This is a genomic window from Streptomyces sp. UH6 (assembly GCF_013421635.1).
Classification (GTDB): domain Bacteria; phylum Actinomycetota; class Actinomycetes; order Streptomycetales; family Streptomycetaceae; genus Streptomyces; species Streptomyces abyssomicinicus.
Genome location: NZ_JACADT010000774.1, coordinates 1 through 2,722 on the forward strand (window position 1 = coordinate 1; position 2,722 = coordinate 2,722).

Sequence of the window (2,722 nt, forward strand, 5' to 3'; positions counted from 1 at the left end):
GCGGCTGGGCCGCCCAGGGGGCGATGGCGGTACCCCCTGCTCGAGCGAAGCCGAGAGCTTGGGGGCGGGCGGGCGCAGGCCCCAGCCTCCGCGGCGAGCGGTCCCCCACCATGCGCAAGCCCTGCGGCGCCGTCCACACGTGGCCTCGCGGCGGCGTGCCCAAGCCGGGCCCGGGCGGACAGCGCTGTTCATCCCCCGACCCGCCCCCTTCCCAGAAGGGACTTGCGTTCCGCGGAGCGAGCCGTCACGTGCGCACGTGAGGCCTGCGCCCACCCGTGCCGCCCCTCGCGGCACGACTGCCCGCAGACGGAACGGGCGGTGACTGCACGCAGGGGAAAGGCGCTGCTGGGGCCGAGGGGGCGGGGGTGGTGCCACGGCCGGACCTCACGGTCAGGCGAGGACGTGGTCCACGAAGCACCACCGCCACGCCTCACCCGGCTCGAACGTCCGCATCACCGGATGCCCCGTCTCCTCGAAGTGCCCCGCCGCGTGCCGCAGCGGCGACGAATCGCAGCACCCCACATGCCCGCACTCCAGGCACATCCGCAGCTGCACCGGATGGGTGCCGGCCGCCACACACCCCTGACAGGTGTCCGACCGAGGCGCCGGTTCGGGACGCGGCAGCGAGTCGACGTGCGCGCAGTGTTTCATGGGACTCAGATTACGTCCGGTGCAGGTGATGCACACGGAGCGAGGATGGGACCCCGATGCATGTGATGCCCCTGCTGCTGCTGATCGCGGGCAGCGCGGCCGTCGCCGGCGCCGCCCGCCGGACCCGCGTCCCGGCGCCGCTCGTGCTGCTGGCGGTGGGCCTGCTGGTGTCGTACCTGCCGGGGGTCCCCGAGTACGAGCTGGACCCGGACGTCGTCCTGCCGCTGGTGCTGCCGCCGCTGCTCTACACGGCGGCCACGGACAGCTCCTACCTGGACCTGCGCGCCCAGAAGCGCCCGGTGGCGCTGCTCTCGGTGGGCTACGTCCTGTTCTCGACGCTGGTGGTGGGGCTGATGGTGCACACCTTCGTGCCCGGCCTCTCCGCCGCCGCGGCGCTGGTGCTGGCCGCGGTGATCGCACCGCCGGACGCGGTCGCCGCCACCGCCATCGCCCGCCGGCTGAGGCTGCCCGCGCGGGTCACCACCATCCTGCAGGGCGAGTCCCTGGTGAACGACGCCACCGCGATCACCGCCTACAAGGTGGCGCTGGCCGCCGCCCTGGGCGAGAGCGTCGGCTGGCTCGGCGGGAGCCTGGAGTTCCTGGTCGCCTCGGTGGGCGGCGTCGGCGTCGGCCTCGCGCTGATGGTGCCGCTGCACTGGCTGCGCACCCGGCTGAACGACCCGCTGTTGCAGAACACGCTCTCCCTGGTGATCCCCTTCTTCGCCTACGCGCTGGCCGAGCAGGTCCACGCCTCCGGTGTGCTGGCCGTGGTGGTGGTCGCCCTCTACCTGGGCCACCACGCCTGGCAGGTCGACTTCGCCACCCGGCTCCAGGAGGGGGCGGTGTGGCGGATGGTCGCCTTCGTGCTGGAGTCGGCGGTCTTCGCGCTGATCGGCCTGCAACTGCCGGTGGTGGTCCGCGACCTGGGCGACGACTACGGCGCCGGGGAGGTGCTCTGGTACGCGGTGGCCCTGTTCGTGACGGTGGTGGTCGTCCGGTTCGTGTGGGTGTACCCGGCGACCTTCGTGCCGCGGCTGCTGTCCCGCCGTATCCGCGAGCGCGAGGCCAACCCGACCTGGAAGGGGTCGTTCATCATCTCCTGGGCCGGGATGCGGGGCGTGGTCTCCCTGGCCATCGCCTTCTCGATCCCCGCCACCCTGAGCGACGGGAAGGAGTTCCCCGGGCGGAACCTGATCCTCTTCCTCACCTTCACCACCGTGATCGGCACGCTGGTGGTCCAGGGGCTGACACTGCCCCCGCTGATCCGGGCGTTCCGGCTGCCCGGACGGGACGTCCAGGCGGAGACGCTGGTCGAGGCCAACGCCCAGGCGCAGGCCTCGAGCGCCGCCGAGGAGCGGCTGGAGGAACTGATGGCCGACGAGCGCAACGCCCTGCCGCAGCCGCTGGCGGACCGGCTGCGACGGGTCATGGAACGCCGCAGGAACGCGGTGTGGGAGCGGCTGGGCACCCGCAACCCGCTGACGGGGGAGAACACGGACGACACCTACCGGCGGCTCGCCAGCGAGGTCATCGCGGCCGAGCGGGACGTGTTCGTGCGCCTGCGCGACGCCCGGTACATCGACGACGAGATGCTGCGGACGCTGCTGATGCGGCTCGACCTGGAGGAGGCGGCCGCGTTCCGGGAGGCGGAGGGGGAGTGAGCGGGGAGACGGAGGGGGAGTGAGCCGGACGGCGGGCCGCGGGGGCGGCGTCAGTCCTCCGGGAACGGACGCCCGGTGACCACCGCGGCGAGCCTGGTCCCCGGTGCGAACGCACCCTCCTCGGCCAGGACGGTCAGCGCGAACAGCAGCTTGGCGACGTACACCCGCTCCACGCCCAGGCCGTGGCGCTCCTCGAAGTCCCGTGCGAAGGCGTCCAGCTCCGCGGGGACCCGGGCGAAGCCCCCGCAGTGGAACCGGTCCTCCACCTCCCAGTGGCCACTGGGCCCGCCGAATCCTTCCTGCTGGAGGCGCCGCACCTCCTCGGCCAGGAAGCCGCCCTTCAGCACGGCCACCCCCAGCGCCCGCTGCCCCGGGGCCAGCCCCGCCGCCATGCCGGCCAGCGTCCCGCC

Annotated in this window: 2 protein-coding genes and 1 pseudogene; 1 reads left to right on the plus strand and 2 read right to left on the minus strand. The window is 73.5% G+C overall.

Going from position 1 to position 2,722, the window contains the following annotated elements:
* Positions 1 to 390: 390 nt before the first annotated feature.
* The gene (locus tag HW445_RS25610) at positions 391 to 651 is read right to left on the minus strand and encodes a UBP-type zinc finger domain-containing protein (RefSeq protein WP_180223273.1); all 261 of its coding nucleotides are present in this window, start codon (positions 649 to 651) and stop codon (positions 391 to 393) included.
* Positions 652 to 707: 56 nt separating this feature from the next.
* Between HW445_RS25610 and HW445_RS25615 the strand changes: the two genes are divergently transcribed.
* The gene (locus tag HW445_RS25615; RefSeq protein ID WP_180223274.1) at positions 708 to 2,312 is read left to right on the plus strand and encodes a Na+/H+ antiporter; all 1,605 of its coding nucleotides are present in this window, start codon (positions 708 to 710) and stop codon (positions 2,310 to 2,312) included.
* Positions 2,313 to 2,362: 50 nt separating this feature from the next.
* Here the strand turns inward: HW445_RS25615 and HW445_RS25620 are convergent.
* Positions 2,363 to 2,722 (minus strand): annotated as a pseudogene (locus tag HW445_RS25620) (1-aminocyclopropane-1-carboxylate deaminase); the annotation flags it as partial.

Coding starts and splice junctions, on each gene's coding strand:
- HW445_RS25610 (WP_180223273.1), bottom strand. CDS start 651: ATGAAACACTGCGCGCACGTCGACTCGCTGCCGCGTCCCGAACCGGCG.
- HW445_RS25615 (WP_180223274.1), top strand. CDS start 708: ATGCATGTGATGCCCCTGCTGCTGCTGATCGCGGGCAGCGCGGCCGTC.